Annotated in this window: 24 protein-coding genes and 1 pseudogene; 14 read left to right on the top strand and 11 right to left on the bottom strand. The window is 57.8% G+C overall.

The features are described from left to right. Window position 1 precedes the first annotated feature (1 nt). Window positions 2–727, top strand: a complete 726-nt coding sequence (gene msrA / locus AC1DE4_RS21505) for a peptide-methionine (S)-S-oxide reductase MsrA (protein WP_477882901.1) — start codon at window positions 2–4, stop codon at window positions 725–727. 528 nt (window positions 728–1,255) lie between these two features. Further along, window positions 1,256–2,293, top strand: a complete 1,038-nt coding sequence (locus tag AC1DE4_RS21500) for a hypothetical protein (protein WP_477882899.1) — start codon at window positions 1,256–1,258, stop codon at window positions 2,291–2,293. Window positions 2,294–2,835: 542 nt separating this feature from the next. Here AC1DE4_RS21500 and AC1DE4_RS21495 read toward each other — a convergent pair. Then, entirely contained in the window at window positions 2,836–3,948 is a 1,113-nt protein-coding gene (locus AC1DE4_RS21495) for an aldo/keto reductase (RefSeq protein ID WP_477882897.1), read from the bottom strand. A gap of 441 nt (window positions 3,949–4,389) precedes the next feature. Here AC1DE4_RS21495 and AC1DE4_RS21490 point away from each other — a divergent pair, with 441 nt between their 5' ends. After that, entirely contained in the window at window positions 4,390–5,478 is a 1,089-nt protein-coding gene (locus tag AC1DE4_RS21490) for a helix-turn-helix transcriptional regulator (RefSeq protein ID WP_477882895.1), read from the top strand. A gap of 243 nt (window positions 5,479–5,721) precedes the next feature. Then, the gene (locus AC1DE4_RS21485; RefSeq protein ID WP_477882893.1) at window positions 5,722–6,198 is read left to right on the top strand and encodes a DUF995 domain-containing protein; all 477 of its coding nucleotides are present in this window, start codon (window positions 5,722–5,724) and stop codon (window positions 6,196–6,198) included. A gap of 130 nt (window positions 6,199–6,328) precedes the next feature. On the opposite strand, the gene AC1DE4_RS21480 is transcribed toward AC1DE4_RS21485, so the two are convergent. After that, the gene (locus AC1DE4_RS21480) at window positions 6,329–7,348 is read right to left on the bottom strand and encodes an alcohol dehydrogenase (protein WP_477882891.1); all 1,020 of its coding nucleotides are present in this window, start codon (window positions 7,346–7,348) and stop codon (window positions 6,329–6,331) included. Between the two features lie 349 nt (window positions 7,349–7,697). Between AC1DE4_RS21480 and AC1DE4_RS21475 the strand changes: the two genes are divergently transcribed. Then, window positions 7,698–8,504, top strand: coding sequence for a sulfite exporter TauE/SafE family protein (locus AC1DE4_RS21475; protein ID WP_477882889.1), 807 nt, complete (start codon window positions 7,698–7,700; stop codon window positions 8,502–8,504). A gap of 3 nt (window positions 8,505–8,507) precedes the next feature. Here AC1DE4_RS21475 and arsH read toward each other — a convergent pair whose 3' ends face one another. Genes arsH through AC1DE4_RS21445 form a run of 6 tightly spaced genes read right to left on the bottom strand, consistent with a single transcriptional unit; the run spans window position 8,508 to window position 12,029 of the window. Beyond that, complete coding sequence (arsH, locus tag AC1DE4_RS21470; RefSeq protein WP_477882887.1) at window positions 8,508–9,218, bottom strand: arsenical resistance protein ArsH; 711 nt, start codon at window positions 9,216–9,218, stop codon at window positions 8,508–8,510. Beyond that, window positions 9,211–9,639, bottom strand: coding sequence for an arsenate reductase (glutaredoxin) (arsC, locus tag AC1DE4_RS21465; RefSeq protein ID WP_477882885.1), 429 nt, complete (start codon window positions 9,637–9,639; stop codon window positions 9,211–9,213). The genes arsH and arsC overlap by 8 nt, the downstream gene beginning before the upstream one ends. Beyond that, complete coding sequence (gene arsB, locus AC1DE4_RS21460) at window positions 9,636–10,694, bottom strand: ACR3 family arsenite efflux transporter (RefSeq protein WP_477882883.1); 1,059 nt, start codon at window positions 10,692–10,694, stop codon at window positions 9,636–9,638. Before arsB ends, arsC begins: the two co-directional genes overlap by 4 nt. Window position 10,695: 1 nt before the next feature. After that, entirely contained in the window at window positions 10,696–11,223 is a 528-nt protein-coding gene (locus AC1DE4_RS21455; protein ID WP_477882881.1) for an arsenate reductase ArsC, read from the bottom strand. A gap of 15 nt (window positions 11,224–11,238) precedes the next feature. Then, window positions 11,239–11,682: a GNAT family N-acetyltransferase gene (locus tag AC1DE4_RS21450; protein WP_477882879.1), complete on the bottom strand. Its 444-nt coding sequence runs from the start codon at window positions 11,680–11,682 to the stop codon at window positions 11,239–11,241. After that, window positions 11,670–12,029 carry an ArsR/SmtB family transcription factor gene (locus tag AC1DE4_RS21445; protein WP_477882877.1) on the bottom strand — a complete coding sequence of 120 codons (360 nt, stop codon included), beginning with the start codon at window positions 12,027–12,029 and terminating at the stop codon, window positions 11,670–11,672. The genes AC1DE4_RS21450 and AC1DE4_RS21445 overlap by 13 nt, the downstream gene beginning before the upstream one ends. Before the next feature lie 351 nt (window positions 12,030–12,380). Here AC1DE4_RS21445 and AC1DE4_RS21440 point away from each other — a divergent pair, with 351 nt between their 5' ends. Beyond that, entirely contained in the window at window positions 12,381–13,037 is a 657-nt protein-coding gene (locus AC1DE4_RS21440) for an HAD-IA family hydrolase (protein WP_477882875.1), read from the top strand. A gap of 247 nt (window positions 13,038–13,284) precedes the next feature. Further along, window positions 13,285–13,395: pseudogene (locus AC1DE4_RS21435) on the top strand (DUF4440 domain-containing protein); the annotation flags it as partial. Window position 13,396: 1 nt separating this feature from the next. On the opposite strand, the gene AC1DE4_RS21430 reads toward AC1DE4_RS21435, so the two are convergent. The 3 genes from AC1DE4_RS21430 to AC1DE4_RS21420 form a co-directional block, all read right to left on the bottom strand. Further along, complete coding sequence (locus AC1DE4_RS21430) at window positions 13,397–13,870, bottom strand: nucleoside deaminase (RefSeq protein ID WP_169682428.1); 474 nt, start codon at window positions 13,868–13,870, stop codon at window positions 13,397–13,399. Window positions 13,871–14,532: 662 nt separating this feature from the next. Beyond that, window positions 14,533–14,892 (bottom strand): Rid family hydrolase, encoded by a 360-nt coding sequence (locus tag AC1DE4_RS21425; protein WP_477882872.1) that lies wholly within the window; start codon window positions 14,890–14,892, stop codon window positions 14,533–14,535. Between the two features lie 109 nt (window positions 14,893–15,001). After that, on the bottom strand, window positions 15,002–15,862 hold the full coding sequence (locus AC1DE4_RS21420; protein ID WP_169682431.1) for a LysR substrate-binding domain-containing protein: 861 nt from the start codon (window positions 15,860–15,862) through the stop codon (window positions 15,002–15,004). Between the two features lie 302 nt (window positions 15,863–16,164). Between AC1DE4_RS21420 and speB the strand changes: the two genes are divergently transcribed. From speB to cmoA, 7 genes are all read left to right on the top strand, one after another. Beyond that, window positions 16,165–17,226 carry an agmatinase gene (speB, locus tag AC1DE4_RS21415; RefSeq protein WP_113161497.1) on the top strand — a complete coding sequence of 354 codons (1,062 nt, stop codon included), beginning with the start codon at window positions 16,165–16,167 and terminating at the stop codon, window positions 17,224–17,226. A gap of 57 nt (window positions 17,227–17,283) precedes the next feature. Continuing rightward, entirely contained in the window at window positions 17,284–18,069 is a 786-nt protein-coding gene (locus AC1DE4_RS21410; RefSeq protein WP_477882926.1) for a transporter substrate-binding domain-containing protein, read from the top strand. Window positions 18,070–18,105: 36 nt separating this feature from the next. After that, window positions 18,106–18,774, top strand: a complete 669-nt coding sequence (locus tag AC1DE4_RS21405; protein ID WP_477882869.1) for an amino acid ABC transporter permease — start codon at window positions 18,106–18,108, stop codon at window positions 18,772–18,774. Beyond that, window positions 18,771–19,418: an amino acid ABC transporter permease gene (locus AC1DE4_RS21400; protein ID WP_477882867.1), complete on the top strand. Its 648-nt coding sequence runs from the start codon at window positions 18,771–18,773 to the stop codon at window positions 19,416–19,418. Before AC1DE4_RS21405 ends, AC1DE4_RS21400 begins: the two co-directional genes overlap by 4 nt. Window positions 19,419–19,824: 406 nt before the next feature. After that, complete coding sequence (locus AC1DE4_RS21395) at window positions 19,825–21,456, top strand: phosphoethanolamine transferase (protein ID WP_477882924.1); 1,632 nt, start codon at window positions 19,825–19,827, stop codon at window positions 21,454–21,456. Between the two features lie 47 nt (window positions 21,457–21,503). Next, complete coding sequence (locus AC1DE4_RS21390; RefSeq protein WP_169682443.1) at window positions 21,504–21,857, top strand: response regulator; 354 nt, start codon at window positions 21,504–21,506, stop codon at window positions 21,855–21,857. A gap of 677 nt (window positions 21,858–22,534) precedes the next feature. Next, a complete protein-coding gene (gene cmoA / locus AC1DE4_RS21385; protein WP_477882864.1) occupies window positions 22,535–23,296 on the top strand; it encodes a carboxy-S-adenosyl-L-methionine synthase CmoA in 762 nt (253 codons plus the stop codon). Window position 23,297 lies beyond the last annotated feature (1 nt).

The following is a 23,297-nucleotide window of genomic DNA, read 5'->3' as shown; positions in this document are numbered from 1 at the left end:
GATGCACATTTCTGACAAGAAAGCAGGAAGTTCTCTGCGTCTCATTATTCTCGGCGCGGCGGTGTTTTCGAGTGTCGGCGCCTGTTTGGTACTGCCGGCGTCGGCCACGGAGGAGGCAACGGTGATCCCGGCGCCGGTCGAGGACGAGCCGGTCAGCGCCGCGTCCGAAACCGCCGTTCTCGCCGCAGGCTGCTTCTGGGGCGTCCAGGGCGTTTTCCAGCATGTGAAAGGGGTCGTGAGCGCGACCTCGGGCTACGCCGGTGGCCCGCAGTCCTCGGCACAGTACGAGACGGTCAGCACGGGCTCGACGGGGCATGCTGAATCCGTGGAGGTCGTCTTTGATCCAGGTAAGGTCAGCTACGGCCATCTGCTACAGATCTACTTTTCGGTAGCGCACGACCCAACGCAACTCAATCGCCAGGGGCCGGATACGGGCACCCAATATCGCTCGGCGATCTTCCCGCAGACCGACGCGCAGACCAAGGTCGCCAAAGCCTACATCGACCAGTTGAACCATGCCCGCGTCTATGATGCTGCGATCGTCACCAAGATCGAGCCAGGCAAGAGCTTCTATCCGGCAGAGGCCTATCATCAGAATTTTCTGACGAACAATCCGACCTACCCGTATATCGTGATCAACGATCTTCCAAAGATCGAGAACCTCAAGCGGCTATTTCCTGAGGACTTCCGGCGCGATCCGGTTCTGGTTGCAGCCGGTGGCAATTGACGGCGCGGGTTAGCCGAGCTTTACGGAGCGCGGATGCCGGAGGCAGTCAGCAATGGCAAAACGGCATCCACCATGAATTTCAAGGCCGCAGCGTCTTTCGCGTCGTCCAGTGATGCCTCGAACTCCGCGAGTTCTATCCCCGCGATCTGTTGTGCCGGAATCCTTTCAAAGATGCCACGCAACGGAAAAAGAAATCGATAGCTTCGTTCAGTTCGTGCGAAATATTCGACGCTTATAGGCGGCCACTCTGAAGCTGCGAGGCCGCGCGCTGAGCATCCGTGGGAATTTCAACAAATGAAAAGTACGCCGCCGAACGCAGTGCTCGGTGCCCGGATGAAACTGGTTGCGAGGCTCTCGGCAACACCCAAGCCGACGAATACGAAGTTTTGTAGCATTTCCTAGGGCGTAGCCTTGATGTAGATTTGTCCGCACAATCCAGAATCCCGATCAATCCCGCGGCAGTTTCCATAGAGGCAATCTACAGCTGAGCAGGCGACAGCGGGGAGAGAGGCTAGTTCAAGGTGGGACATGATTGTCGCTCGTCGACATATCACGCGACGATGGCCGCATTTCATCGCAATCGCTTTGTCCTTCTTTCTTGATTGCGGATTGCCAAAGCTTGCGGTCGCAGATCCTGTTACTGACGATGGTCGCGCTTTGATGGCGGCAATCGGGAAGAACGATTATCTTGTCGCTCGCACGATCTTACGTCGCGGGAATGTTGACGGAAATGGATATGCTGACGGGCGGTTCAAGCGGAGCTTTTTGAAGGAAGCTTTGCTGACGCAGGCTGATGATCGTTTGATTGACCTGCTGATGGAGAATGGCGCGAACCAAGAGGGATGGGACTATTTCGCCGGTCGTTCCTCGAGTGCCTATGCTGTCGCCGTCGGAGGCGTCAAAAGACGCGGTGCAGAATCTACGCTTCGGATCATACGGGCGCTCAGGAGTAAAAAGTTCGAACATATCCGCGGGGTGAAAGAGAACGTAAGCCTCCTTTCAGTTAACGGGCTTCCACGCCCAGATTTTCTATCCATCGTTGACGAGTTGGCTGCCGATGGAATTGACCTGAAGGGAGAGTTTCGCAACGGAACGCTCAAGATGGTTCGAGTTTTCGATACGGGCTTGGAGGCCACTTGGCCGGATCTTCTTAAGATAATTGATGTGAATGAGGCCGACGCATCGGGCAATACCATTGCGAGCGTATACGCCGGGGCCAATTGCACGGTGGAGAGTTGGCAGGAAGACAATCCAAACTGGTTTTGCAACGAGGATCCCGCCAGGTTGAGGAAGATTGAAACCGCCGTCGTTTCGCCAGCGTTTAAGGGAGACACTCTTCTCCAAAAGGCCGGAGGCTGGACGACATTTGACCATCTGGGCTTCACATCCGGTCAAATTGGGAGGAATTGCTTCAGCATTCCACGCGACGTCAGTCCTGTTCAGGATGACATTCGGGACTTCCTGAAAGCCACCTTTTCTACAGAACTGTCGCAGTGGACACCTGTGAAAGACCCGTCATGTTCGGTGCGCGGTTCGACCCTCATTTGCAAATGCCCGCGGCCGTAAGCCAGGTTTGCAAAAGATACTTACCACGAGAGATGCCTTATCGCCCACCGGGCACCCTTGTGCCTACATTTTCAGCCCATGAGGCCAGTAACCTGGCCAGGCGTCTAGCCTACTCGGCGACCCACCACCGTTCTGAGCGGTGAAGCACTGGACCCCGACGAGGAAATGCACCCCACTTCGGCAAACTGCAGAACCCACTATGTGGTCGGGGAGGGAAGCTGCATGTCGGCAATGTCGTCATGCTTGCCTTTGATCTTCTCTATTTCGATGGGCACGCTATTCGCAGCCCGGAACTCATCGCACGGCACAGTTGCGTGCAAATTCTTTTGGGGCACTGCGACTGACGGCAAGGGCAGTGACTGAAGCCAGGACCGCGGCCAGAAGAAACATGCGCTTCATTGGTATCGCCCCAAATTGCCAAAGACCTCAGGATACAATCGCGATGTGAAGAGCTCAAAGCGCAACATCCCGGCGCCCCGGGACACATTTGAAATGGAAAAGGCCCGACACATCATGCGCCGAGCCTTTCATTGGGCTGGTCATCAGTTGGGACTGGATTCCAGCTTGCGCTGACCGGCTGAATGGTCATCGCATTCCCAGAACTGCTGAGCGTGCTTTAGGTTCCCTGTGATGAGAAAGCGAAAGCCCGGCAGGGAGGGGGTCCCGCCGGGCCTACTGTGGACCAGCATTTGGGCGATGCATCGGTCCTTGCAGCGTGTTGGGATCGCTACGCTGGGGAAAACTGATGGCGGCGAGAAAAGTTCCAGCTGGCCCCCCGCCACCAAGCCCTTGATACGTTGGGCATCGGTGGTTCCAAGCAAAGCGGAAGCGACGGATGAATTCGCAAGAGGAAATTGCAAGGCGGCGCTTGCCAAGTTGACGCCTGACTCCCGGGCAATTTCCTGCGCTGTCTTCGCAAAAGTCGCTAGAGGATCCGAGACGTCACGCTCTGCATTCTCCTCAAGAAGCGTTCCCCCGTTCAGAATCCCTGCAACGATCAGGGGCGTTGCTGTTCGCTGGCACAGTCCCAAGAGGCGAGTTCCGGCGGTCCGATCGATCAACGTGTAGCGGCCCGTGAGCATGATGCAGTCGAGCTTGGCCCGCTGCATTACGTCAAGGCATACGCCTACATCGTTCACGCCGATGCCGAAGGCGGCAATGTCTCCATTCGCCTTTAGTTCGTCCAGCGCCTTGACACCACTTTCAAGGAACTTGGCAAGGTGCCGTCGATAGTCCGCGCGACCAAGGGTAGGGGCCTCGAGATCATCAGCCAGTAGAATGTCGATTGATGACAATCCCAACCTGGCCATGCTGAACTCGAAGGAGCGCATCACGCCTTCGTAGGAGTAATCGTACGCGATGTCGAAAGGCATCACATTCGAGGGACGCCCGCCGACCGGCGTCAGGATCTTGCCGACCTTGGTGGACAGGACGTAGGACGACCGTTCATGTGTTCTGAGGAAGTCGCCGAGCCGCCGTTCGGAAAGCCCCAGCCCGTATCCGGGAGCTGTGTCAAAATAGCGGATCCCGCAATCCCAGACCGCTTCCAGAACAGCCTCGCAATCCAGAACACTGCCGAGGTCGCCAATGCGGCTGGCGCCATACCCGATTTCTGACAGTCTGAGCGGCGAGGCGCCAAGTTGGCGAAACTTCATTGACGATTGATCCGATGATAGCGCTGGTTGACCACCTCGGTCCCAAACTTTGGAATGTTGAAGCGGGTGTAGAGCCCGAAGTAGTAGCCGTCAAGGAATAGGCGATCTTCAACTCCGGAAAGGCGATATTGGAGGTCGTCCGCTTCGTTTCCGGAAGCTGATAGTGGATGAAGTAGCGAAGACCGTCCTTCTGCAGATCGTACATTGCGTTCAAAGGGGTGTCTTTACGTGCCGTCCGCTGCATCCGGCGACGCTTGGCGGCGATTGCCTTAGGTCGGGGCAATGACGACAGACTACGACCGCTGTTCGTCGAGTTGATGGCCGTATCAAGCGCGTTGGACCCACAGACGCCGGGAGGCTACCTCCATCGAAGGTAGCTGCTCGTCGACCATGTTGCTTCCGGGCGCTGACCGTTGTGATAATGTCGCACCGGAGGCGCCGATGGACCACGATTTCATCGCATCGATCTACGAAGCAGCAGTCATTCCCGAACTGTGGAAGGGTCGCGGACTGCTCGATCAACTGGCACGGCGTAGCCATGCCCACGACGGCGTTCTGATGGGCGTCTCCCCGGAAGGTGATTTCCGTTGGATCGGGAACGACTCCGCCGTTCCGAAGATGAAGGTCTACATCGCAGAGAACTGGGGCGCAAAGAATCCATATCTCCTGAGCGAGGAGCGAACCCGCAGGTTCTCGGAACCGCGATTCCTGATGGACACGGACATCATGACCTACGAGGAAATGATGGCGAGCGAGTACTATCAGGGCTTCATGCGACCGCATGGATGCTTCTGGCATGCCGGAACGGGCATAACTTCACCTTCTGGAGATATCATCAAGCTTTCGATCCATCGCAGTTTCGAGGAGGGCCCGCTCCCGAGCAAGGTCACCGCATCGCTGACCGAGATAAGGCCACACCTTGCTCGCGCCGCTCTCCTGGCGTCGCGGCTGAAGTTCGAGCAGATCAAGTCGACGGTCGACGCAATGGAAGCGCTTGGCATTTGGGCTGGTGCCCTCAAGAACGGTCGGCTGGTCGTAGCCAATCAGAGTTTCCAACGCCTGATCCCGAGTACCATGCGCGACTGTCGACATCGGCTGGTCATCGACCAGAAGACAGCCGACGCCCGCTGGGAGTCGCTGCTCGAAGCGGGCGTCACCAAATACGGCGGCTCCTTCCCGATCGCTGAACAGGAGGATCAGCTTGCAATGGTCGTCCACGCGCTTCCGATAGCCGGAGCCGCGAACGACATCTTCAATGCAGCCGATCTGCTGATGGCCATCACGCCCCTGTCGAAGGAGGCAACGGTCGACAAAGGCATTCTTGCTGGGCTCTACGACCTCACTCCTGCTGAAGCGTCCGTCGCCCGCGAGATCGGCCTCGGCAAGAGCGTCGACGAAGTGGCGAAGGCCCGCGAAGTCTCCGTGGGCACGATACGAACCCAGCTTCACTCGGTCTTCGACAAGACGGGTACGAAGCGGCAGGCTGAGCTCGCTCGGCTGATTTTCGGTCTCGCCAAGTGCGGCGACTGAAGCGTTCGTCTATCAAATGATATATGCGCGCCAACCCAGCTTTTGATAGGCTGCACTGTGGTGGCCGGAGGGGTGTCCTTCCGGCGTTGACGAGGGACTTCGCTAGAAGGTGTCCGGCCACCGATTTGGACAGGAATGCCCGAGCTGGCCCGTTCGAGCTGTGGCCGTTCCGCGCGCATTGTGGCGCCGTTTTTCGGTCCAGGTCGAACGCGATTTTGGTTCTGCTGACAACTGGAGGTTATCATGAGACCGATCATTGCCTTGGCAGTGTTTGCTGCCGTTCCCACCATGGTCCTCGCTCAGGCCGCGCCCAAAGGCGCCGCGCCAATTCCAGCGGCCGAGATCAAGGAAATGTTCTCCGGGAAAACATATAATTTCACCGAGAAAGGCCACAAGGGCGAGAAAGAACCGATCTCCTGGTACCTTGGCGCCGACGGCAAGATGCTGGGCTATACGGGAAACGGACCATCCCATGCCGCAGGCACTTGGTCGACAGCGGACGGGAAGCTTTGTGTCTCGGATCAGTGGGCCGGAGCATGGGGAACGAACCATTCCGACGAATGTCAGCTCTGGGCGCGCGATACCGCCAAGCCGAAGGTTCTATACCGCGCGGAGCCGAGCAAGGGCGGAAGCTGGACGAAGTTCACGCCGAAGCTGTCCAGCGGCGACACGATCACCCCGAAGATTGAGGCCTTGAAGGTAAAGCTGGCGAAGCAGTAGTAAACCGGACCTTCGCTCCCTGTCTTTTTCGGACGCGTGCGCTGGACTCCCGAAAACAAGGGAGTCTGGCGAATGTCCTAGGTCTTCTCATTTCGCTACACGAATGAGTAACGTAGCTCCCGGAACTGGGTCATCTACCGGTCGTGATCACCATCCGGAAGCGTGCCGCTCCACTCATCATCCGCTCATAAGCCTCTGCCGCCCGCTCCAGCGGCATCGTTTCGATCATCGGACGAACGTTGGCGAGAGCGCTGAATGCCAGGGTGTCTTCCGAGTCGCTCGACGTCCCGGATGGCCATCCCTGAATTCCGCGACGTCCGCCAATTAACAGGAATGGCGAGACTTCGATTGGCTCGGATGACGCGCCAAGCACGATCATCTTGCCATTGACCGCCAGCCCACCAAGTACCTCGCTCATCGCCTTCGAATTGGTGACGGTCGACAGGATCACGCGGGCTCCGCCCAGCTTTCCCAATTCGGCCGCAACGTCTTGGGTGGTGCTGTCGAGATAGAGATGAGCACCGAGCTCACGCGCCAATGGCTCCTTGTCGGCTCCCCGCGCGACAGCAACCGTGCGGCAACCCATTTTCGCGGCGAATTGTACGCCGAGATGACCGAGCCCGCCGATGCCGAGCACGGCAACCGTGTCGCCTGCCCGAACGCCGCTGTTGCGCAACGCGTTGTAGGTCGTGATCCCGGCGCATAGCAGTGGAGCGGCCTCGGCTGCATCGAGCTCATCAGGGATTGCGGCTAGAGCTTCAAATGGTGCGATCATATACTCTGCATAGCCGCCGTCGTAACTGATGCCGGGAATTTGTGCGTTCTGACAGGTTACGAAATCGCCGCGCCGACAGGACGGACAATGCCCACAATGGCCTCCGTGCCAACCAACACCCACCCGTTGACCGGGCTTCCAGTTGGGCACGCGCTCACCGACCTTATCGATCACGCCGACCACCTCGTGACCAGGCACGCGTGGGTAGGCGATGCCGGGAAACGCTCCCATCACGGTGAAACTGTCACTGTGGCATACTCCGCATGCCTGAACCCTGATCAAGACCTGGCCAGCGGTCGGGGTCGGAATCTCGCGTTCGACCATTTGCAATGTTTGATTTGCGGTTTTTACTTCAACACAGCGCATGCTCGGCATTGAACCCTCCTCAGATTTCGTTGTGCCAGGTTCCACGTGTCGCGACGTCGCACAGCAACAGGCCTTGGTCCGCGTGGCGGCATCTAGCGCGATCGACAGTCTCTTCAATCTGGTGACTGGCGCAAAGTATAAGGACGAGGGAGCAAGGAAGTTACGGGAGGCTGTCGTTCCTGGGCCGCGACAATGCAACTATTGCAGGTCAGCGATCCGTGCCGGTCCAGGACCAATCAACGCTACCTTCACCTGCGCCCTCGGCCAATGGAACCTGCTTCATCGAACGCCACTTGCGGGGTATCTTGCTTGTAAGCATAAGAGTTTTCATCGTAATTGTTCTCGAGACATAACGAAAATGGTCGCTCCTGCCGATGTGCCATCATCCCGCAGCAAACCTGCTGCCTTCACTGGTGGGGCGGTAATCGGCGCACTTGGCGGTCTTATTGGACTCGGAGGGGCGGAGTTCAGGCTTCCTCTTCTGATCGGAGTTTTCAACGTCGCGGCCCTGGAGGCGGTCATCCTCAACAAGGCGATGAGCCTGGTTGTCGTGGCGTCGGCGCTTCCGTTCCGCGCGGCGACGGTACCGTTCAGCGAAATCGGCTCCCACTGGCCGATCCTGGCAAATCTGCTGGCCGGAAGCTTGGCGGGCGCATGGTTCGGGGCCGGATGGGCGACGCGCCTCAAGTCCGAGACCCTCTACAAGATCATCGCCGCGCTTCTGGTCGCCATCGCTTTGGTCTTGATCGTCGGTCACAATGCCACTGCAGGCCAGCCGCTTCTAACGGGTGGTGCCCAGCTGGTCGCGGGCGTCGTTGCAGGCTTCGTGATTGGCATCGTGGCGTCCCTTCTCGGAGTAGCGGGCGGCGAACTGCTGATCCCGACGCTTGTGCTTTTGTTCGGTGCGGACATCAAGCTGGCCGGATCGCTGTCGCTCTCCGTCAGCCTGCCGACAATGCTCGTTGGCTTTACACGATACAGCCGTGATCAGAGCTTTTCGGTACTGGGACGCAACAAAATGTTCGTGATGGTCATGGCGGCGGGATCGATCGTCGGCACGTTCATCGGCGGCTTGCTGCTGGGGATCGTTCCAAACGCGGTTCTTTTGCCCGCGCTCGCTGTGATCCTGCTTCTCTCCGCCGTGAAGGTCTGGCGGCACAGGTAGCCGTCAGATCGACTTCAACTGCGCTCTCAGTTCGAGCTTGTCCGCGTCTTCCTTCCGCTCGCTGTAGCGGTCCGTGAGGTAGGACGAGGCGTCGCGGGTGAGTAAGGTGAACTTTACCAGTTCCTCGCAGACATCGACGACACGGTCGTAGTAGGACGACGGCTTCATCCGTCCGTCGGTGTCGAACTCCTGATATGCCTTGGCGACAGAAGACTGATTGGGGATCGTGATCATCCGCATCCAGCGGCCGAGGATGCGAAGCTGGCCGACGGCGTTGAATGACTGCGAGCCACCAGATACCTGCATGAGGGCGAGCGTCTTTCCCTGCGTTGGCCGCACCGACCCGACGGCAAGGGGAATCCAGTCGATCTGGGACTTCATGACGCCAGTCATCGCGCCATGGCGCTCGGGGCTGACCCATACCTGGCCTTCGGACCATTCGGAAAGTTCACGAAGCTCCTGCACCTTGGGATGGCTGACGGGAGCTTCATCTGGCAGGGGGAGGCCCTTCGGGTCGAACACCCGAACCTCGCATCCCAGTCGCTCCAGCAGACGGCGCGCCTCGTGAGCGAGAAACCTGCTGTAGGAAACCTCCCTAAGCGAGCCATAGAGGATCAGGATGCGCGGCTTGTGTGTCGAGAACCGCGGGCGGAACGCTTCGAGGTCAGGCTGGCGAAGATGCCGCTCCTCGAGAGCGGGGAATTCCTCAGACAACGCGCTTTCCCTTCTCGTCGAGAACCTTCTCGCCGTCTTCCTTGGTGAAGGCACCTTTGTGGGTGTCCGGCAGGATATCGAGCACAGCTTCAGACGGTCGGCTCAACCTCGTGCCGAGCGGCGTGACGACGAACGGACGGTTGATCAAGATCGGGTTCTTGAGCATGGCGTCGAGCAATTGGTCGTCGGTCAACGAAGGATTGTCGAGACCAAGTTCTTCGTAGGGCGTTCCTTTCTCGCGGATCGCCTGACGCACGGTGAGGCCCGCGTCTGCGATCATTTTCACCAGTTCGGCTCGTGACGGCGGCGTCTTGAGGTATTCGATTACACGCGGCTCGATGCCCGCATTGCGGATCATCTCAAGCGTGTTCCGCGACGTCCCGCATGCGGGATTGTGGTAGATCGTGACGTCCATGGTCATGTCCTTTCTGTGATGGTGTTTCGGGATACGGCGGGTGCGGCCTCGTACCAGCCCTTGGTGCGGTTCACGATCCAGACCACCGACAACATCACGGGGACCTCGATGAGGACCCCGACAACAGTCGCGAGCGCGGCTCCGGACTGGAAGCCGAACAGGCTGATGGCGGCCGCGACCGCAAGCTCGAAGAAATTGCTGGCTCCGATGAGCGCAGACGGACCGGCGACGCAATGCTGTTCGCCCGATATCCGGTTCAGCAGGTAGGCCAGTCCGGAGTTGAAGTAGACCTGGATCAGGATTGGCACCGCGAGCAAGCCGATGACGGCGGGCTGCGCGATGATTTGCTCGCCCTGGAACCCGAAGAGCAGGATCAAGGTGGCAAGGAGGGAGAGAAGCGAAAGGGGCTGCAGCCTTGCCAGCAAACTGTCCAGGGAGCGCGTCGTGCCATCAGCAGTCAGGCGCTTACGAACGATCTGGGAGATGGCGACCGGAATGAGGATATAGAGTACCACCGATATCGCCAGAGTATCCCAGGGGACCGTGATCGCCGAGAGGCCCAATAGCAGTCCGACGATCGGTGCGAAAGCGACGATCATGATGGCGTCATTGAGGGCTACCTGTGACAGGGTAAAGTGGGGCTCGCCTTTCGTGAGGTTCGACCACACGAACACCATGGCGGTGCAGGGCGCGGCCGCCAGAATGATCAGACCAGCAATGTATGAGTCAATCTGGTCGGCGGGGAGCAGTGGGCGGAAAAGCCATCCGACGAACAGCCAACCGAGAAGTGCCATCGAGAACGGCTTGACGGCCCAGTTGACGAAGAGGGTGACCCCGATCCCGCGCCAATAGCTGCCGACCTTCGCCAGAGAACCGAAATCGATCTTCAGCAGCATCGGGATGACCATCAGCCAGATTAATATCGCGACCGGGATGTTTACCTTGGCGAGTTCGGCCGCACCGATGCCATGGAACACGCCAGGCATGACATGGCCGAGCGCGATTCCAACCACGATGCAGAGGAAGACCCAGACGGTCAGGTATCGTTCGAACGTGGACATATCACTTGGCCTTTGCGGATTTGACGGACGCGCCTTCGAGCGAGCCAATCTGCCGGACATGCTGTTCGAGCGCCATGCGGTCGATGGAAGCCAGCGGCAGGTTGATGAAGGCGGTAATGCGGTTCTTGAGGAAGCGCACGGCCTGCGCGAAGGCGCGTTGGATGTCGACCTCGCTTCCGACCACGGCGGCAGGGTCCTCCACGCCCCAGTGCGCCGTCATCGGGTGGCCGATCCAGACCGGGCAGGCTTCTCCAGCGGCGCTGTCGCAGACGGTGAAGATGAAGTCCATCTCGGGCGCTCCGGGTTTAGCGAAGACGTCCCAGCTTTTCGATGAGAAACCCGTCGAGGGATAGCCGAGGGCGTCCAGTTCCTTAAGCGCGTGCGGGTTCACCTCTCCCTTGGGTTGGCTGCCGGCGGAGAATGCCCTGAAGCGTCCACCGCCTTCCTTGTTGAGGATGGACTCAGCGAGGATTGAGCGTGCGGAATTGCCCGTGCACAGGAAGAGCACGTTGTAAGTCTTGTCGGTCATGGTCGTGTTCCGTGGTTAGGTCGCAGGCCGCCTGGTCAGTTTCATGATCGTCGCCGACGCGGGACAGAGCCCCGAGAGCTGGCGGGTGGAAAGGATCGCTTGGGGAACTTGATCGCGGTCAACAGCCACAAAGCCGAGGTGCTCAAAAAACCGTGCAGCGTTGGTGGTCGCGAGATAGACAGCGGATCCGTTTGGCGTTCGCGCGATCGTCATTACAGCGAGGCGGCGGCCATATCCCTGTGACCTGAATGCCGGTAGGATCACCATAGACCGCAGGAGAAAAGCATCGTGCGAGGCCGCTTCGATCCCGGAGTAGCCAATGATTTGGTTCTCGGTGTCAGCGAGCCGGAAGTATGATCGCCCCGGTTCGCCGATGTCGTCGATCGCTAGCCCAGCCGCAGCCAGACCGGTCGTGAGCTCGTCGGAAACACTGATCGGATCGAGTTTCAGTTCACGCACGGCCCGGTCTCCGGCGAACAGCAGGGTGTGAGGTCGGCGATCAGCGGAGCGCACAGCTCTGCATTTCCGCCGCAGCAGTCCTTGAGCAGAAAGAGCGTGAGTTCGCGGAACCCTTCCAGATCCGCCCGGTAGATGATGGACCTGCTGCGTCGCTCGCTCTTGACGATGCCCGCCCTCGAAAGGGTCGCAAGATGGGCAGACATGGTGTTCTGGGGGACATCCACCATTCGCGCCAATTCCCCGGCCGGAATGCCGTCCGGCTCGGACTTCACAAGCAAGCGGAAGGTTTCTAGCCTTGTCGTCTGCGCCAGGGCGGCAAGCGCCGCAATTGCCAATTTCGATTCCATATATCCAGAATAACGGATGTATTTTTAGTGTCAACTGCTACCTGCGGACACGCGGCGTACCGATACGTTCATCGACGAAATGGCGTCGCAACAAGTGTCTCGCCAAGCGTGATCTGCCGAGCTCTGCCACCGAGTTTGAGGGCCTTAAAGCGCCTTGGTCATTGACGGGTTACACGATCAGCACTATGCGGTCCAGGCGTCTGAGAAAAGGATCCGAGCAGGCGTCGCCGTCCGGTGAATAGCGCGGCGCCGGCAACGGCAACACCCAACACTCCAGTCCGCACGCCAATGGGACCGCGCCTCGACGGCACATTCCTTTCAATTACTCGTTCATCAGGCAGAAGAGAAAGAATGTTATCGTATAATCCGCTCGAAACCCAATCCTTTGACGCGTTCCTGTTCGACATGGACGGAACGATCCTCGATTCCAGTGCTGCGTCGGAGCGCGTCTGGGGAGGCTGGGCAAGGTACAACGGAATTCCGACACCGCCCTATCATGGTCGGCGGGTGGAGGACACGATGGCTGACCTGAGGGCTTCGGGAATTGATCCGGAAAGGGCCGCCGCCGAAATCACAGAACGCGAGCTCGCGGATCTCGACGGCGTTGTTCCAATCCCCGGAGCGCTCGAGTTCCTGACATCGCTTCCAAGTGGGAAATGGGCGGTAGTGACCTCTGCGCCGAAGGAGCTCGCGTTGAGGCGTATTGCAGCCGCCGGCTTGCCGCAACCGAAGGCCATCATTGCCGCGGAGAATGTAAGTCGAGGAAAACCGAAGCCCGACCCGTTTCTTGCCGGCGCCGAACTTCTTTCCGTTTCTCCCACGCGATGCCTGGTCTTCGAGGATGCTGACGCGGGGATACATGCCGCGGAGGCTGCTGGTGCCTCTGTTGTTGTTATTACCCACACCAACAGTGCGACCCTCCAGAACCGGCCGGCCGTGCCTGACTACTTGGGTCTGCGTGCCCTGGTGGTGGGAGCGTCTCTGGCAGTTGCGCGGACCCAGCGCTGAGTGCAATGACCGCGGGGAGCGCGGACCATAGGCTGTTACCGGAATCGGCTAGCGATCGGTTAGACAAACGTTGGCTCGGGATCTGGGTCGATCTAAAGGCGTTTCGCTCCCCGGGAGCGACCTTCAGGCCATTGGACGCCGAAACGCGTTGATCGCAGATTCTTTAGCTGTCAAATATTGGCTGCGGTGAAGATTTCGAACGGCAGCATATGCTGTGAGACGACTGGCGTGCGGTGCGTGTCCAGCGATCGGCGGCGAGGTCCAGGATGCAAAGCTGACAATCGGCGTCGACGTAGCCTTTTGGAGCGGGCTGGTACATATGACGGGTACGAAGACGGAGGGGACAAACGTTGATCTTGCTATGCCCTGCCAAGATGCTTCGGCCAGAATTCCTGATGTACTTTTGCGGCTTCGTCTTGAAGGTTCGTCGGACCAACCACGGTGACGACGCGCGCGCCGGTTTGCAAAATCGACCGGCTCGGCACGTTCAACCCGATCCCAGCGATCTCGCCAAGCCGCGTTTCCGAGCACGCAAACACCATGCGCCCGATACCCGACCAATAAATTGCCCCCGAGCACATCGCGCAAGGCTCCGTGCTGGTGTAAATCGTGCAGTGATCGAGAAAAGCAGTATCGTAGTGCTTCGCCGCCAGCTTAACCAAATTCATCTCGGCGTGGTTGGTCATGTCGTGGCCGGTATAGACACTGTTTTCAGCGCGCAGGATTATGTCGCCGTCCTTGACCAGCAGCGACCCAAACGGTTCGTCGCCGTGTTCCACCGCGGATTTCGAAAGTGCAATTGCCTCGTGCAAAAATGGCTCGTGGTTTTCCATCGAAACCTCCCCAAACACTAGAGCGGCTTGAATTTGACTTGAATCGAAGGGATTTCCAAGATGCTGCTAATGATCCTGGCGGATAATTTGGCGTTCCGCGCTTGGATGGGCGACACCGTGGGCGGGTAACGAGTGCCGATAGCCACCATGCTCTCCTTGAGAGGTTGCCTAGGCCGCATGTTGTCGATGATTTTGGTTTCCGCTCCCGCCCCGATAGTCAAAGACATGCCGACGTGATGCCCCATCACGTCAAGCTCTCTTCAACCGCGTATTCCTTTGCCCATTGTCATATCGGGTTGAATTGTTTTCTTGAGCTTTCACTTTAATCGCCTGATGGCAAAGTCACCGCCATCCAAGCCACACCTTGCAGAGGAAAATGACGACGGTTTAGGTGAAATGAAGGTCTCGAGCAAACTGCCACGATGGTTCCAAGCGGCCATCCCATCGTCGCGCCGTTACGGCTGAGTACCGGTTGACGGATTTGCCGGAGCGGCGGCCGGCGGGGTTACGGGAAACACTGGCTTCGGAATAGATCGAGAAATCGGGGGCGTTGTGGATGCTGTTGAAGTTGGGTCGGTTGCCGTGCCACCCCACTGGATCCACGCAAATGCAGCTACCAAAATGATGGCTGCCAGAGCAATCCAGGGACCCCAGGCTCCGCCTCACGGCGAAGCAAACTCATCGGTTTTCCGCCAAGCGATCACGTCTACCCGGATATCGCACAAGCGTGGCAGTGTCCGATCTTCAAAAGTGGTTCTCCGAGGTGTCGTGCCGGCAGCTACCCATCCTTCCCAAACGGCATTCATTTCGTCAAAACCCATGAGATCCCGAAGCCAGATATTTGCTTGAATCAGTTCGTCCCTATCGGTGCCCGCCTCTTTGAGAAGGGCATCAATGCGATGAAGAATTTCGGTCGTCTGCGCACTTACGCTGTCCCCCGCGGCGGAGCTGGCGATCTGGCCGATAATATGGACTGTTTGGAGTGGCGTTTCCTCGTCCACGGACGAGTGCTCGATAGCCATCGGCCGGTATCCTTGTTTCACTTGGCATGCCGGTTGCTGCCGAAGGTCAGATTGCAGCCATCGCGCCAGTTGAACAGGCTGTTTTATTTTTCGCGGCTATAACGGGTCGTTATGGGCGGTCCGCCATGGCGGTGTGCCGTGACACGAATTCGACAAGATAACGGACGCCCTCGGATGCCTCGGACTGGGCATAGAATCCAATCTCGATCCGCACTGCGCCAGGTAGGTCGGCGGCCTTGTCCAGCGCACGACATCCCTCGGGGATAGTGGCTTCAAGCATAGGACCGACACCAATGCCGACCCTTACCGCCGTTGCCATCGCGACCAACGTGGAAGCAACGCATGCCGTCTTCCATTTAATGTTCCGCTGCGACAACGTCGCGATGGTGCGGACATTCCAGGGGCAGCTCTCATCAAACATGATCACCGGGAGCGGCCTGCTTGCGTCGACCACGAAATCCGATCTGACAACCCAGGTGAGATACTCGGTCCAGATCAGGATGGGTTTCCGATTGAGGACGGTGATATCGCAAACAACGATATCGAGTTTCCCTTCTTCAAACATCTCTGCCAGACGCCGGTTGGGCTCGACGATTATGTCGATGTCGACCTTGGGGTTCTGAGCCCTGAAGTCACGAAGGATATTTATCAGTCGACTGGCGGCGAAGTCCTCGACGACTCCGAGACGGATGCGCCCTTGAAGTATCTTTCCGGTGAGCCGACGGCCGACCTCGTCGGAAAGGACCACGATCTCTCGGGCGTAGGCCACCATGATCTGGCCGTGAGCGGTGAGCTCAAGTCCCTTGGACGACCGGGAAAAGAGCGTTACTCCGACGAGCTCCTCGAGCTTGCGGATCTGCATGCTCACTGCCGCTTGAGTTCGGTGCAATTTGGCAGCAGCGCCGTTGACCGTGCCGATTTCGGCGACCGTCAGGAACGCCCGCAACAAATATGAATCGAGATCAAGCATTAGGCGGGTTCTTCGTCTGCGTTAAACCAGCCGTGCGACGGTCTCCGTCTTCGGCTTAAGCGTGGACATTGTACGATCTGAAGTTCATGCGCAACGGCCAGAAGCTTTGCCGTCGTCTGTAATGTCATAATCGCCCCCCACGTCCAGCCTTATAAGGTTTTCTGAACGGACCCGCTGCTGAATGCTGCACTGGGAGCGACTTGAGTATCAGAAATCGTTATAGGCCCTCACGAAATATCAAGGTTGTAAAGCCATTTGGCTCGGCGAATGATGGCATCTCGGATCAAACGGGGGAGCTTATCTTGACGATTGACCAGGATTTTCTGGAGGACCTACGCCGTCGCTTCGGCAATGCCGCCGGCGGTGAAATGCAGGATCCACATTTTCGCGAAGTTGCTGCAAGCGTCTTCAAGGATGGCGACAGCCGCAAATGGCCGTTTGCCGATCCGGCGACCTTCCTTGGCGCGTCCTTCATCGAGAACGGCATCAGGCCGGAGGTTTTGGAGGCCCTTGATGTAGCTCTTATCGGCGTGCCAATGGACCTTGGCGTAACCAATCGAGCCGGATCACGGTTGGGCCCGAGGGCTGTCCGGGCGATCGAACGTGTCGGACCCTACGAGCATGTTCTTCGGGTCGCGCCGATGGGCAAGCTCAAGGTCGCTGATGTCGGTGACGTTCCGATGAGAAGCCGCTTTGATCTCGCCGGTTGCCACGCGGACATCGAGGCCTGCTACCGCATGGTCGCCAATACCGGAGTGATCCCCTTGTCCGTGGGGGGTGACCATTCCATTTCCGGCGCGATCCTCAAGGGATTTGCAAGCCGTACTCCTGTTGGAATGATCCACATCGATGCCCATTGTGATACGGCCGGGCCATATGAGGGCTCCAAGTTCCATCACGGCGCGCCGTTCCGGGAGGCTGTCCTCGCCGGTGTCCTCGATCCCAAGAGAACGATCCAGATCGGCATTCGAGGAGGAGCCGAATACCTCTGGGAATTCTCTTTCGCTTCGGGCATGACGGTTATACACGCCGAGGAAGTCGCGGAGATGGGCATCAAGGCCGTCATCGCGCGCGCACTCGAGGTTGTCGGTTCCGGCCCGACATATATCAGTTTTGATGTCGACAGCCTGGATCCCGCCTTTGCGCCGGGAACGGGAACACCGGAGGTTGGTGGACTGCTTCCGAGAGAAGTTCTCGCTATGCTGCGTGGTTTCCGAGGCGTTAATCTCGTCGGCGGCGACGTGGTGGAGGTCGCGCCGCAGTATGACGCGACTACCAATACTGCCCAGATAGCCGCACAGGTGCTGTTCGAACTGCTTTGCCTTGCCATGTTCAGTCCGTCCGCACGCAAGCGGGCCGCCTGAAACAGTCGGACCTGTCGTCAAAATCCGGAACCAAGAAAAAGGGAACCTAAAATGAATATGAGCAAACTAGGAAGAACCATCGCCGCTGCTGCCGCATTTACTCTGGTCGGGCTGTCGGCACATGCCGACGACCTCGCCGACATCAAGGCCGCCGGCCAAATCAGTGTCGGCATTTTCTCTGATTTCCCTCCATTCTCGTCGGCCAGCGCCGACATGAGCCTCAGGGGATATGATGTCGATGTCGCCCAGAGCATTGCCGACAGTCTTGGTGTGAAGCTCAACCTCGTAAGCGTCACCGGACAAAACCGAATTGCCTATCTGAACGACAAGCGCGTCGATATTCTGATGAGCGTCGGCTTTTCCAAGGAGCGTGCCGAGGTCATCGATTTTGCTGCTGCCTACGCCCCGTACTACATCGCGGTCATAGGCCCGGCAGCTGTTTCGATCAAAGGCAAGGATGACCTTGCCGACAAGACAATTGCGGTTAACCGCGGTACGCTCGAAGACACCTCGTTGACTGCTGCAGCACCGGCATCGGCAACGATCCAGCGCTTCGAAAACTACAATTCGGTCATACAGGCCTTCATTTCTGGTCAAACCGAGTTGATGGTGGTCGGAAACGATGTTGGAGCGCAGGTCCTGGCACGCCAGGACGCGTTGAAACCCGAGCAAAAGTTCCAGCTCTTGACGTCGCCTTCGCACATCGYCCTCCGCAAGGGCGAGGAGGGTCTCAAGAGCACCGTCAATGACGTCGTTGCCAAGATGATCTCCGAGGGGAAACTCGACGCAAGCTCGAAGGCCTGGTTGAAGACGCCACTCAACCCTGAAAACCTGAAGGATTGATCGAAATGAGTGCTCCCCGCCGTGAAAGGATTGGCGATGTCCTATAGCCTTGGCTTCGACTGGCTCTGGGGCGGTGCGGGAGCGCTCGCATATGGTGCGGGCATGACACTTTTCCTGATTGTCTGCACCACAGTCTTCGGGACGCTTCTCAGTGTCTTCGGTGCTGCTGCGCGAAGAGGTCGGTTCGGCTGGGTGCGACGGGCAGTTGGCATCTATGTTGAAGTGATCCGGAACACGCCGTTTCTTGTCCAGTTGTTCTTCATCTTCTTTGGCCTTCCAAGCATTGGAATCCATCTCAATCCTGTAACAGCGGCAATACTCGCCATGACCCTCAACATGGCGGCCTATACGACCGAGGTCATTGGCGCCGGCTTGGATGCGATTCCGAAAGGTCAAAGCGAAGCGGCACTGGCGCTGGGGCTGAAGCCGAGACACGTGTTTTTTAAAGTCGTCTTGCCCCAGGCGCTAAAGGTTATCTTCCCGGCCCTGACAAGCCAGATCGTCATCATGATGCTGGAATCAGCCGTGGTCTCACAGATTTCCGTTCGGGAACTGGCGCAGGAGGCCGATCTTTTGCAGGCCCGCACGTTTCGTTCATTTGAGACTTATCTGGTCGTAACCATGATCTATCTTGCCATGTCGGCGAGCCTCAGGCGGTTGCTGATCGCTGGTGGTCGTCGGTTTCTTGGAGCGGGAATATCATGATCGAATTCACGTTCTGGGATATTTTGCGCAATCTTGCCTTCGCGACGCGTTGGACAGTTCTCTTGTCGATCGCCGCCTTTGTCGGCGGGGCAACGGTCGGCATCGCAATCCTCTTTGCTCGGATATCGCAGTCCTTTTGGCCACGGCGGCTCGCGTCAGGCTACATAGCGCTATTCCAGGGAACACCTCTGCTCATGCAGCTTTTCCTGATGTTCTTTGGATTGCCCATGTTGGGATTCCGGATTGAGCCTTGGACGGCTGCCGTGTGCGGGCTGACGCTCTATGCCAGTGCCTATCTGGCCGAGATTTGGCGGAGCGGCGTCGAGGCGCTTCCACGCGGACAATGGGACGCCGGTGCAAGTCTGGGTCTGCACCGCTTGCAGGAGCTTCGGCTTATCATCCTGCCTCAGGCGTTCCGGATAACTCGCGCACCGACCGTCGGGTTCCTGGTGCAGCTGATCAAGAGCACCGCCTTGACGTCCATTCTCGGCTTTGAGGAACTGATGAGGACAGCAAATGCGATCAATAACGCCACGTTCGAGCCCTTCAAGGTCTACGGACTCGTTGCTGCAATCTTCTTTGCCCTGTGCTATCCGTTGACTGAGTACGCGCGAAAGCTCGAGAGAGACGCCCCAATTCGTTGATAACGGCTTAGGGAGAGACCTTACGGATTTCCTGCATCGCACCAGCCATAGATTGAGATCATCCGTCGGCTGGGCTTCCTGCCGGGCCTCTACTTTGCCGGCCTTGACTTTGCCTCCACGCTTAATTCAGGCATCATCTTGGCGATCACCGAGGAAGCTCCTCGCCTTATCGAACGCATCGCAAGGCATTTATGACCGGCGAAGGCGTCGCCGTCAGCCAATTCCTGGTGCAGGGGCCATTTGTGTCCGTTTCATCCTCTTGGCGACATTGCCGTTGAGCGACGCAAAGGGCTCCAGTGACGGCAGCCGCGACCGTTGGATCACCTTCATCTCTTCCGATTTCAGGTAACTGTCAGCAACTCTCTCCAAAACGGGTGTTTGCATCGGAGAGGTAAAATTGACGAACATGCCTGCACATGCGAGCTCGCTGCGGCCGAGGATTGGAAGCATCCCGCTCTGCGTACTGACAAGCTGCTACATCCTACTATTCTGCAACAACACGTTCTGGCGGAAGGCAACTGACTATCTCGGAAGCGGAAGCGGCTCGCTATGGGCGTTGTACCTCGCGATGTCGGCGCTGTTCATTGCTGTAATTACTCCATTTTCGACTAAGTACCTCATCAAGCCGTTTTTGATCTTCTTGATCGTCGTCGCCGCCGTGGCGTCCTATTTCACAGACACGTTTGGGGCGGTTATCGACAGTGACATGATCCGCAACGCGATGGAGACAACGCCTGCGGAAGCGCAACACCTGATCACGTTCGAATTCATTGTTCACGTTGCGATCTTCGGGATCGTGCCATCTCTTGTGATCGGCTGGGTAAGGATTGTTCACCGCCCGTTCCTGAGAAAGGTTATCTGGAACCTGACAGCAATCACCGCCTCACTCGTGATCTTCGGAATCTGTGGGGTGACCTATTCGAGGGAGTACACCGCTACCGTCAGAGAACGGCGGGACATCACAAGGAGCGTCAATCCCGTCACGCCGATTGTCAGCACGGTTCGTTACATCTTGAACGCAGGGAAAGAGGCATCGATTGTGGTTCAGCCAGTCGGTGCCGACGCTACGGTCAAACCTCCCGAACCGCCTATCAACAAGCCGCGGGTTACGATAATTGTCGCCGGCGAGACTGCCCGCGCGGAGAATTTTTCGCTTGGTGGATATCCGCGCGAAACCAATCCGCGCCTCAAGGCCGCAAATGTCATCTATTTTCCAAATACAACCAGCTGCGGCACGGCTACCGCGACCTCTATTCCCTGCATGTTTTCGCGGTTCACTCATGCGGATTTCACCCACGCAAAGGCTATGGCGAATGAATCACTTCTAGACGTGCTGGCTCATGCAGGAATTGGCGTTGCCTGGTTCGACAACAATACGGGCAGTAAGGGCGTTGCTGATCGTGTCCAATACCTCGACTTGGCGAATTCGAAAGATCCGCGATTCTGCCAGGGAGGCGAGTGCCTGGACGGCATCTTCCTGGACAAGCTTGATGGCTGGTTGGACCATGTCAAAGGCGATAGCGTTCTGGTACTCCATCAGCTGGGCAGCCACGGACCCGCTTACTATCTACGATATCCCGAACATCAAGGTAGGTTCGTTCCCGACTGCCGTACCCCTGAGCTTGGCAAGTGTTCGACCGGGGAGATCGTCAATGCCTATGACAATTCGATCCTCTATACGGACGACTTCATCGCGACCGTCATCGACCGCCTCAAGTCCCGGTCGGGCAAGATGGCGACGGGCCTGATCTACATGTCCGATCATGGGGAGTCCCTCGGCGAGAAGGGGCTCTACCTTCATGGAACACCGTACATGTTTGCTCCCTCGCAGCAGACGCACGTGCCGTTCCTAACGTGGTTTGACAACGACTTCAGTAAGTCGATGGATCTGGACACGGATTGCCTCCGAAGAGAGGCACTTGGCGCGACGTCTCACGACAACCTGTTCCACAGCGTGCTCGGTATGATGAACGTGGAGACGTCGGTTTACGACAAGCGGCTCGACGTATTCGCAAAGTGCAGAAGTCGAAATTCGTGAACATCGTTTCCACGCGACAGCAACACAACAGATAGGAGCGCGATCGGGTGAATGTGCTTGTCGTCGAGGACAACATCGACATCGGGGACGCGGTATCGTCTCATATCGTGGCTGATGGGCATTGCGTTGACTGGTGTGTGAACCTGAAGGACGCTGCCTGTCGACTGACATCGAAGAAGTATGACCTGGTGCTTCTGGACCTGTGGCTGCCGGACGGCAATGGCCTATCCCTCCTGCGAGCTATCCGAAGGGAAGGTGACAAGACCCCGGTTATCATCATGACGGCGCAGGACCAATACAGCGATCGACTGGCGGGAATTGAGGGTGGGGCGGACGATTTCCTCGTCAAACCTTTCGACCTAGACGAACTCTCCGCACGAATGAAGAAGATCAGGCGATGAGGCGGGCGTATCACGCAATGAAACGGCCGTTTGGCAAAGCGCGAGTGAACTCGGCAGTTGCCGATCGGTCAATGTCCTTTGCTTTGCCGCTGTTGGCTACCGCAGGTCTCTTCCATTTCTTGCTTGAAGTCGGTGAGGACGATAGCGAGCTTGGGATCAGACTTTCCTTCTTTCGTCGAAACGCGCGGAGGATGTTGGCCTGCCTCTCGAACCTGCCTGGATCATTACGAGGATGGGGAACGCCTCTGTGGGGTGGCGGTTCTTCTGTTTATTACCATGGGCACGGTCGGTCTTTCTGTGGTTTCACGCCGAGCGGTCGAAGCCCTGTCCCTTCCTGTTTCGCTTGCAGGCAACGGGCTATCCAGCAACAGCCTGACGTTATGGGCCCTCGCGACGTTGTAACTCGTCTTTGGCGGTCGGTAATGCCAGTTTTACTGGCGGTCACGCTATGGTTTCGGCGGCCACAGGCAATTGTCGCCTCCCGATTCTACATATGCCAGCTTAGTACGTGTGGTGCGCACGGATCTTTGGGCTGGCTCGCCTTCGATGTAGTCCGCCAGCTGTGTCAATGGCGTCGCTTTCAGGTAACCGTCAGAATGCTGTGACAAAACCGTAGCGCGCCGGGTGTGCAGGGGAAAAGCACGCCCTTTTGACATGGCTATACATTTGGAGCGGACATGACCGATAAGTCTAGCCGTCTTGTGCTGCATACAAACTCGCGTGACGAGGTGTTTGCCGATGAAGGCAATGCTGTTGAGGATTTCTCATTCAACTCCACCGTCGCGAATGTCTTCGATGACATGGTGAGCCGCTCTGTCCCGTTCTACGGAGAGATGCAGCGGATGGTTTGCGAGTTGGCCCGGGACTTTGCTCAGCCTCAGTCCAACCTCTACGACATTGGTTGCTCGACGGCCACGACGCTCCTCGCACTAGACCACGTCGTCGACAACCACGTGGACTTCGTCGGTATCGACAATGCCCCGGAGATGCTCAAAAAAGCTGCTGAGAAGATCGAGGAGTCGGGAACGAACCGATCTATCGAGCTCGTCACAGGCGACCTTCACCGCGGCTTCTCCGTGGAAAACGCCAGCGTCGTGACGATGTTGTTAACTTTGCAATTTGTACGTCCGCTCTTCCGCGAGCGGGTGATGAAAACGATCTACGACGGTCTTAACGAACACGGATGCTTGCTGCTGATCGAGAAGTTGACCAGCGAGGACACGACCTTCAACAGGCTCTTCATCGACCACTATTACGACTTCAAGCGGCGTAACGGGTATTCCTCGATCGAAATATCAAAGAAGCGGGAGGCGTTGGAAAACGTTCTCATCCCTTACCGCCTCGAGGAGAACACCCAATTGCTCAAGGAGGTGGGCTTCAAGAGCACGGAAGTGTTCTTCCGTTGGTATAATTTCTGCGGCATCGTCGCGGTTAAGTGAG

It is taken from the genome of Rhizobium sp. 10N414, assembly GCF_056394785.1.
This window is presented reverse-complemented; position numbering and strand designations above follow the sequence as displayed.

Excerpts from the sequence above, each read along its gene's own strand:
- msrA (WP_477882901.1), top strand. The coding sequence starts at position 2 with ATGCACATTTCTGACAAGAAAGCAGGAAGTTCTCTGCGTCTCATTATT.
- AC1DE4_RS21500 (WP_477882899.1), top strand. The coding sequence starts at position 1,256 with ATGATTGTCGCTCGTCGACATATCACGCGACGATGGCCGCATTTCATC.
- AC1DE4_RS21495 (WP_477882897.1), bottom strand. The coding sequence starts at position 3,948 with ATGAAGTTTCGCCAACTTGGCGCCTCGCCGCTCAGACTGTCAGAAATC.
- AC1DE4_RS21490 (WP_477882895.1), top strand. The coding sequence starts at position 4,390 with ATGGACCACGATTTCATCGCATCGATCTACGAAGCAGCAGTCATTCCC.
- AC1DE4_RS21485 (WP_477882893.1), top strand. The coding sequence starts at position 5,722 with ATGAGACCGATCATTGCCTTGGCAGTGTTTGCTGCCGTTCCCACCATG.
- AC1DE4_RS21480 (WP_477882891.1), bottom strand. The coding sequence starts at position 7,348 with ATGCCGAGCATGCGCTGTGTTGAAGTAAAAACCGCAAATCAAACATTG.
- AC1DE4_RS21475 (WP_477882889.1), top strand. The coding sequence starts at position 7,698 with ATGGTCGCTCCTGCCGATGTGCCATCATCCCGCAGCAAACCTGCTGCC.
- arsC (WP_477882885.1), bottom strand. The coding sequence starts at position 9,639 with ATGACCATGGACGTCACGATCTACCACAATCCCGCATGCGGGACGTCG.
- arsB (WP_477882883.1), bottom strand. The coding sequence starts at position 10,694 with ATGTCCACGTTCGAACGATACCTGACCGTCTGGGTCTTCCTCTGCATC.
- AC1DE4_RS21455 (WP_477882881.1), bottom strand. The coding sequence starts at position 11,223 with ATGACCGACAAGACTTACAACGTGCTCTTCCTGTGCACGGGCAATTCC.
- AC1DE4_RS21445 (WP_477882877.1), bottom strand. The coding sequence starts at position 12,029 with ATGGAATCGAAATTGGCAATTGCGGCGCTTGCCGCCCTGGCGCAGACG.
- AC1DE4_RS21440 (WP_477882875.1), top strand. The coding sequence starts at position 12,381 with ATGTTATCGTATAATCCGCTCGAAACCCAATCCTTTGACGCGTTCCTG.
- AC1DE4_RS21430 (WP_169682428.1), bottom strand. The coding sequence starts at position 13,870 with ATGGAAAACCACGAGCCATTTTTGCACGAGGCAATTGCACTTTCGAAA.
- AC1DE4_RS21425 (WP_477882872.1), bottom strand. The coding sequence starts at position 14,892 with ATGGCTATCGAGCACTCGTCCGTGGACGAGGAAACGCCACTCCAAACA.
- AC1DE4_RS21420 (WP_169682431.1), bottom strand. The coding sequence starts at position 15,862 with ATGCTTGATCTCGATTCATATTTGTTGCGGGCGTTCCTGACGGTCGCC.
- AC1DE4_RS21405 (WP_477882869.1), top strand. The coding sequence starts at position 18,106 with ATGTCCTATAGCCTTGGCTTCGACTGGCTCTGGGGCGGTGCGGGAGCG.
- AC1DE4_RS21400 (WP_477882867.1), top strand. The coding sequence starts at position 18,771 with ATGATCGAATTCACGTTCTGGGATATTTTGCGCAATCTTGCCTTCGCG.
- AC1DE4_RS21395 (WP_477882924.1), top strand. The coding sequence starts at position 19,825 with ATGCCTGCACATGCGAGCTCGCTGCGGCCGAGGATTGGAAGCATCCCG.
- cmoA (WP_477882864.1), top strand. The coding sequence starts at position 22,535 with ATGACCGATAAGTCTAGCCGTCTTGTGCTGCATACAAACTCGCGTGAC.